6 protein-coding genes and 1 pseudogene are annotated in these 7,073 nt (G+C 73.0%); all 7 read right to left on the bottom strand.

All coding sequences use genetic code 11. From position 1 onward, the window contains the following. Positions 1–454 (bottom strand): annotated as a pseudogene (locus ND748_RS21215) (hypothetical protein); the annotation flags it as partial. Between the two features lie 97 nt (positions 455–551). Next, positions 552–1,871: a class I SAM-dependent methyltransferase gene (locus ND748_RS21210; RefSeq protein WP_251747739.1), complete on the bottom strand. Its 1,320-nt coding sequence runs from the start codon at positions 1,869–1,871 to the stop codon at positions 552–554. Between the two features lie 295 nt (positions 1,872–2,166). After that, positions 2,167–2,835: a dTDP-4-dehydrorhamnose 3,5-epimerase family protein gene (locus ND748_RS21205; RefSeq protein ID WP_251747738.1), complete on the bottom strand. Its 669-nt coding sequence runs from the start codon at positions 2,833–2,835 to the stop codon at positions 2,167–2,169. Further along, positions 2,832–3,860 (bottom strand): NAD(P)-dependent oxidoreductase, encoded by a 1,029-nt coding sequence (locus ND748_RS21200; RefSeq protein ID WP_251747737.1) that lies wholly within the window; start codon positions 3,858–3,860, stop codon positions 2,832–2,834. Before ND748_RS21200 ends, ND748_RS21205 begins: the two co-directional genes overlap by 4 nt. Positions 3,861–4,194: 334 nt before the next feature. Next, on the bottom strand, positions 4,195–4,983 hold the full coding sequence (locus ND748_RS34715; RefSeq protein WP_251747736.1) for a serine acetyltransferase: 789 nt from the start codon (positions 4,981–4,983) through the stop codon (positions 4,195–4,197). After that, positions 4,973–5,209, bottom strand: a complete 237-nt coding sequence (locus ND748_RS21190) for an acyl carrier protein (protein ID WP_251747740.1) — start codon at positions 5,207–5,209, stop codon at positions 4,973–4,975. The genes ND748_RS34715 and ND748_RS21190 overlap by 11 nt, the downstream gene beginning before the upstream one ends. Further along, a partial coding sequence (locus ND748_RS21185; protein WP_251747735.1) for an HAD family hydrolase occupies positions 5,209–7,073 on the bottom strand: 1,865 nt, incomplete at its 5' end. The genes ND748_RS21190 and ND748_RS21185, both read right to left, overlap by 1 nt.

Here is a 7,073-nt window from a genome sequence, read left to right as displayed (position 1 = left end):
CGGGCATGCCGGGGTGCCCCGGCGGCTGACCCCACGGTCCGACGCCGGGGGGGTCGGGTTGTCGCCCGCCCGGGGCCGGTCCCGTTCGGTCGGCGGGCGGGCCCACGGGGGCCGCCATCGGACGCCCGTCCGGGCCAGTTCCAAAGCCGGGACGGGGATCTCGGGAAACCGGCGGCCGAGGGTGAGCCGGCGACGCCTGGGCAGGCGCGGGCGCGCGGGGCGGGGCGGGGTCGGCCCAGGACTCCGGCGGGATCGCCGAGGACACCTCGAAGCCCACGAACGCCGAATCGTAGGCGCGTGCCGGGCCGCGCTGGCCGCCGGCCGCCGGAGATCCGTCCGGCGCCGGCGCACCCGGCCGGGGGGCGTGCGGGGTCTGCTCGACGGGGCGCGAGTCCTCGGGCGGCGGATCCTCGGGCCAGCCCGAGGACCGCAGGTCCAGCTCGATGTCCGTCATGCTCGCTCTCCCGACCGACGACGCCGGCCCGGCGCCCGCGACCCGGATGGCCGCGGGCGGAGATGACGACGACCCCACACCACGATGCAGGACCCGCCTACAGCACGACCGGCCGGGGTACCGGCACGATGAAGGAGCCGCCGCGCGCGGCGTACTCCTCCTGCTGGGCGATGATCTCCTTCTTCACGTTCCAGGCCAGCAGCAGCAGGTAGTCGGGCTGGCGCTCGAGCAGGACGGCGGGGTCGAGGATCGGCAGCCGTGCCCCGGGGATGTACTTGCCCTGCTTGTGGACGTTGCGGTCGACCACGAAGTCGATGAGGTCCGTGGTGATGTCGCTGGAGTTCAGCAGCGTCGCGCCCTTGGCCGCGGCGCCGTAGGCGGCGACCGTCTTCCCCTCGGTTCGCAGCGACCGCAGCAGCGCGACCAGCTCCTCCTGCACGGTGCGCACGTCGTCGCCGAAGGTGGCGTACCGCGCGAACGAGTCGAGGCCCGCGGCCCGCTCGGCGCCGAGCACGGCCGCGACCGACTCGTCCGGGTCGGCGGTCACGGCGTGCTGCATGCTCCAGCGCAGCGTCCCGCCGTGCAGCTCGGGGAACTCCTGGACGCCGACGAGCGCCAGGCCGTGGCGGCGCATGAGGGCGTCCACCGCGATGGTGGAGAAGTAGCAGAAGTGCTCGTGGTACACCGTGTCGAACTCGGTGTGGGCCAGCAGGGCACCCACGCCGGGGTTCTCGACGTCGACGAGGCCGCCGTCGGCGAGCAGGATCGAGAAGCCCTCGACGAAGCTGTTGAGGTCGGGGACGTGGGCCATCACGTTGTTCGCGATGATCACGTCGGCCCGCAGGCCTTCCGCGACGAGCTGGCGGGCGAGGTCCGCGCCGAAGAACTCCTCGCGGGTCGGCACCCCGGCCGCCCGGGCGGCGGCGGCCGGGCCCGGCGTCGGCTCGATGCCGAGCACCGGGATGCCCCGCTCGACGAACGCCTTGAGCAGATAGCCGTCGTTGCTGGCGACCTCGACGACCAGGCTGTCCGGGCCGAGATTGCGGCTCGCGATCAGGTCGATGACGTGCTTCTCGGCGTGCCGGACGAGCATGTCCGAGAACGACGAGAAGTACGGGTAGTCCTCGTCGAAGATCTCCGATGCGGGCAGCTCGTGGGTGAGCTGGACCAGCGCGCAGGACTCGCAGAAGCCGACCTCGAGCGGGAACGACGGGTCGGTGGCGTCGAGGGCGTCGGCGCGCACCAGCCGGTTCGCGATGGGCGTCGACCCCAGGGAGAGGAACAGCTTCGGGGCGGCCCCGCCGCAGGACCGGCATGCGGTGACCGGCGTGGCGATGCCGCCGGAGGTGGCCGGTGACTGGTTCGCGTCGGCCGCGACGGTTCCGCTACCGCCCTGGGACGGGTTTCCGGATGACATGCGCTCCCCTTGGGTGAGATGTCGGCATCGATCTGGCCCGCGTCGGTGCCTGGTGCACAGCCCGACGGGCCGGACGCGGGATCCCGGTCGGCCCAGCGAGCCGAGCGGGGTGGTGACCGCACATCCGGCGCAGGGATGTGGCGGCCCAAGAAAAATCCTGATCTTCACGGCACCGGGGTCAGGTGCCGCGTCGCCCTCCGGGGCCCGACAGTAGCGCCCGCATCCTCGCCGGCGTTGAGTTTCGCAGGCCCCGAGAGTGATCAGACAACGGGGGGTGGTGGCAACGACAACGGATTCAGACTGTGACGCCGGCGGCGCCGGGGGTGTGAGCCTTCTCATGGTCGGCATCCGCCGCCGCTGACGCCGCCGCACCGTTGCCCGGCAGCCCGAGCGGCCCCCCGGAAGCCCCGGATGCCCCGGATCCCCCGGCCGGTCCGTCCGAGAGCAGCGGCCAGGCCCGGTCCTTGTCGGAGATCACCGACACTGGCAGCGGCCAGGCGACGCCCAGGCGCGGGTCGTCGAAGCGCAGCCCGCGGTCGTGCCCCGGCGTGAAGGCGACGTTCATCTGGTACGTCGCCTCGGTGGCATCGGCCAGCGTCTGGTAACCGTGCGCGAGCCCCGCGTCGATGAACAGCGCACGGTGGTTGTCGGCGGACAGCTCGACCGCGACGTGGCGCAGATATGTCGGCGAGTCGGGTCGGGGGTCGACCACGACGTCGAGCAGCGCGCCGCGGGTGCAGCGGACCAGCTTGGTCTCGCGCACCGGTTCGCCGGCCCAGTGCATGCCGCGGATCGTGCCGGCGGTGGCGTTGTAGGCAACGCTGCACTGGGCCACCTCGACGGCGAGCCCGGCGGCCGCGAACTCCTCGGCGCAGAACGTCCGCGCGAACAGGCCCCGGGCGTCGGTGAACGCCTCGACGTCGACGATCCACACCCCGGCGATCGCCGTCGGGGTGACGATCACGGATGCGCCCAGAACAGGTCGGCGTCGAGCTGCCCGGTGCCGATCAGGTACTGGAGCTGCTTGAGCCGGGTGTGCCCGCGGCCGGTGAAGGTTTCCGCGTCGAGCTGGATGCGGCTGAACACCTCGTGGAGCTGCTGGGCGCCGCGCAGCGCGTTCCAGTCGCAGGAGAACCCGGGCAGGGTGTTGGCGATCTTGTCGAACGACACCCGGTAGCTGCGGTTGTCGCCGCCGTTGTCGCCGAAGCTCAGCTTGCAGCCGGTGAAGACGCTGGCGACCGCGTCGGCGATCTCCTTGACCTGGTAGTTCTGCTCGCTGTCGCCCACGTTGAAGATCTGGTTGTGGACGACGTCGCGCGGCGCGGTCAGCGCGAGGCGGATCGCCTTCGCGATGTCGAGGCCGTGGACCAGCGGGCGCCACGGAGTGCCGTCCGAGGTCATCGCGATCTCACCCGTCGTCCAGGCGACGCCGGCGAGGTTGTTCAGCACGATGTCGAACCGCTGCCGCGGCGAGGCGCCGTAGGCGGTGGCGTTGCGCAGGAAGGTCGGCGAGAAGGAGTCGTCGGCCAGCGGGGCAACGTCGCGCTCCACGTAGACCTTGCACTCGGCGTACGGGGTCTGCGGGTCGACCGGCGAGGTCTCCGTGACGTCCTCGCCGGTCGCCACGCCGTAGACGCTGCACGAGGACATGTAGACGAACCGTTCGACGCCGGCCTGCTTGGCGAGATTCGCCAGCCGCACCGAACCGAGGTGGTTGACCTTGTACGTGACATCCGGTGCGAGCGCGCCCAGCGGGTCGTTGGACAGCTCGGCCATGTGCACCACGGCGTCGACGCCGGCAAGATCGTCGACGGTGAGGTGGCGCAGGTCCTTGTCGAGGGTCAGCGGGGTCCGGTCCGTCCCGCGGTACAGCCAGCCGTACTTGTAGTAGCCGGTGTCGACCCCGATGACCTCGTGGCCATCGCGCATCAGCTCGGGCGCCAGCAGGCACCCGAGGTACCCCTCCGTGCCCGTCACGAGCACCTTCATCCGCGAGTCCTCTCCCTGTCGGCCGCGGGGTGGCCCGATCGGGCCAGACGGTCCGGCCTCAAACCGTACCGACCCGACTCCGCCCCCCGGCCGCCGACATCCCGCGGCGGCCCCGAGCCCCACGCGGTCGGCACGTCCCGCCACAAGGCGCTAGAGCACCGTCATCCGCCGTCACCGGAAGAGGACGGACAACGGCCGCCGCAGCGCTCAGCTCGAGTGATCTTGATTTCCCGCGGGACCGCGGGACCGCGGAACCGCGCCACGCGTCCAACCGCAGCCCCGAACCGGGCGATCCGCCCGACCTGGTCCCCGGTGCCGCGCGCAACCGAGGCGGTCAGCGGTTGGGGGGCCGCATGACGCGGGCGGGCGCGGCGAAGACGGTGGAGCCGGCGGGCACGTCCGTCATCACGATCGAGCCGGGACCGATGCGGGCGTCGTCACCGATAGTGATCGCGCCGAGGAGGTGGACGCCGGGGGCGAGCTCGACCCTGGCGCCGACCTTCGGCACGTCCCGCGGCGACGCGGACCCGCCGGCGTAGCCGATGGTCAGGTTGTGCCGCAGCGTGCAGTCGTCGCCGATCTCGCAGAACGGCGGGATGAGGATCGTCTGGTGATGGCCGATGTGGACCCGTCGGCCGAGGCGCGCCTTCTCGGAGAGCTCGACCCCGTAGAGGTTCCGGATGACGAGGTTGTTGAGCACCTTGTAGACCACCGTGATCACGGCGCGCAGCGGCTGGCGCCGGGTGCGCCGCCACTGCCCGAGGCGGTAGACGGCGAGCACGTGCAGGCCCGGGTGGGCGAACGAGCCGTAGTGCCGGCGGAAGTCCTCCCGCAGGATCTCCCGCAGGCCCAGCTCGGACGCCTCCCGGCGATCGGTCTCGGCGGCGGTCGGGGCGGGCGCGGCGGTGACGTCGTCCGGCGCCGCGATCGGCGGGGCGGGTGCCCCGATCGCGGGACCGACGGTCTCCGGGCCGGGGCCGTGAGCGGCGGTTCCCGGCGCGTCATCGTCAGTGGTGGTTACCGGGCCCGGGCCGTGAGCGGCGGAACCGTTGGGCGTGGACGGGGGGCTCCCGGGTTCGCGGGGGGCCGCCCCGTTGCGGGCGGGGCCGGCCTCAGTGGACACCGCTGAGCTCCTCGATGTGCTCCCGCATGTCACCCACGGTGGCGAAGCTGGCGAGCCGGTCGTCGGCGATCTGGATCGAGAACTCCCGCTCGACGGCGTAGATCAGGTTGATGTGCGCGAGCGAGTCCCAGCCGGGAACGTCCTCGGCGGTCATCGTGTCGGAGACGATGAGGTCGTCGTCGCTGAAGATCTCCCGGAAGATCTGCTGGAGTCGATCCTGCACGATCACCTTTGCACCTCTTCCATCCTGCGGTCCTGCGGCCGCGTCTGGGCGAACACGTGGGAGGACAGCTCGGCGCCCGGCACGCCCGGCCGGTCGGACCCGTCCGGCCGGTCGGACCCGGCCGGGTCGACGCCGGCCGCCGCCACGACGACGACGCGCATCAGGGCAGGCGGCGCATACGGCGCGTCCGCGGCACGGGACCAGTGGGTCGTGCCCGGCGCGGACGGCTCGTCCGGCGCGTCCACCCGGGTGAAGCCGAGGCGTTCGTACAGGCCGGCGACCAGGGCGTTCTTCGCCGATGGCCGGTGCTCGCCGACGACCCGGGCGAGCCCGCGCCGGCGCGCCTCGGCGAGGATCAGCCCGGCGACCTCGTCCTCGAGGGTCCGGCCGATCACCCGGCAGCTCATCAGCCAGGTGTCGACGGCCAGGGCGTCGCCCGTCTGGACCGCGATGACCACGGCGACGAGGCCGTGGTCGGCGAACCGGTCGGCGAGGCGAACACAGAGCACGGCCGTGCCGGGATCGGCGGCCAGCCGGGCGATCTCGTCGGCGCTCCGACGGCGCCCGGTCAGGTTGAACTGGTTGGTCTTGCCGACGAGCTGGGCGACCCGGGGCAGGGTCAGCTCGTCGAGCCCGACGACGGTGGCCGTCATGTCCAGCCCCCGGTGGAACTCCGCCAGCGACGGGGCCGCGGCTTCGGCGGCGGCGAGTTCGGCCCGGGCCCGGTAGGTCGCCGTCCGCGCGGCGTCCTCCGCGGTGAGCGCGGCCGTTTCGAAGAACGGGTAGTCCGCGAGCGCCCGAACGTAGCCGTGCGGGTCGGCGGGCAGCGCGAGGACATCGACCTCGCCGACGAGCTGGCGCACCGCCTCGCGCTCGGCCGGGTTGTCGTCGACGAAGACGAGGGCGTCGAGGCCGAGGCCGAGGGTGGCGGCGATCCGGCGGAGCTGGGTCGGCTTGTCGTCCCAGCAGGCGCTGAACATCGCGATGTCGTCGAGGCGCAGCCGCATGCCGGGGTGGCGTTCGAACGCCTCCCGCGCGTCGGCCTCGTTGTTCTTGGAGCAGACGGCGAGCACGACGCCGCGGTCCTTCAGCTCGACGACGTAGTCCTGGAAGGCGGCGAAGGCCTCGCCGACGGCGCCGTCGCCGAGCGCGATGCCCGCGAGCCCCTCCTCCCCCAGAACACCGCCCCACAGGGTGTTGTCCAGGTCGAGAACCAGGCACTTGCGACTCATCCCGAGCTGCGCGCCGATCACCGCCGCGGTGTGCCGGGCGAGCAGCGGCACCTGCGCGAGCGACACCGCCTGCTTGGCGCGATGCCAGTAGCGGGCGTCGAACCAGGCCCGCTTGCCGACGTCGGCGGCGAGGCGCTCGCAGTCGACCAGGCCGATCCCATCCCGGGCGGCGCGGCCGAGCTCGGCGTTGACCCGGGCGAGCAGGGTCGGGCGGGCACCGCCGGTACGCAGCGCCAGGTGCCCGAGGGCGACCTCGCCGGGCACGGCGAAGGTGTGCTGGACGATCCGGGCGCCACAGCGGGCACGGATCGTCTCCCACAGCGCCGTCCAGCGGCCCACCTCGGCGGCGACGGCGGCGTCCGGCTCGTCGGCGACGGCGGGCAGGGCCGCCTCGCCCGCGTGCACGGCGAGCACGACCACGTCCGGCGCGAAGCTGTACAGCCCACTGCCGGGGTCGAGGATCTCCTGGCGGTACTGCCCGTAGCCGCACTCGTAGGTCTCGATGGCGACGCCCGCCCGCGCGGCCGCGAGCGGCAGCAGCGCCGCGAACTGGGACGTCGTGTAGCTACCGAGGACGGCGACCCGGACCGAGCGCGGCAGCGGCGCGACGGCGGGCAGGCAGCGGCGCAGCACGC

The sequence above is a fragment of the Frankia sp. AiPs1 genome (genome assembly GCF_023716945.1).
GTDB lineage: Bacteria > Actinomycetota > Actinomycetes > Frankiales > Frankiaceae > Frankia.
The sequence above is the reverse complement of the archived record's forward strand: the minus strand, read 5'-3'. Positions and strand labels throughout refer to the sequence as shown.

Bases quoted from the DNA above. Each gene is read 5' to 3' on its own strand.
- ND748_RS21210 (WP_251747739.1), bottom strand. From the start codon at position 1,871: ATGTCATCCGGAAACCCGTCCCAGGGCGGTAGCGGAACCGTCGCGGCC.
- ND748_RS21200 (WP_251747737.1), bottom strand. From the start codon at position 3,860: ATGAAGGTGCTCGTGACGGGCACGGAGGGGTACCTCGGGTGCCTGCTG.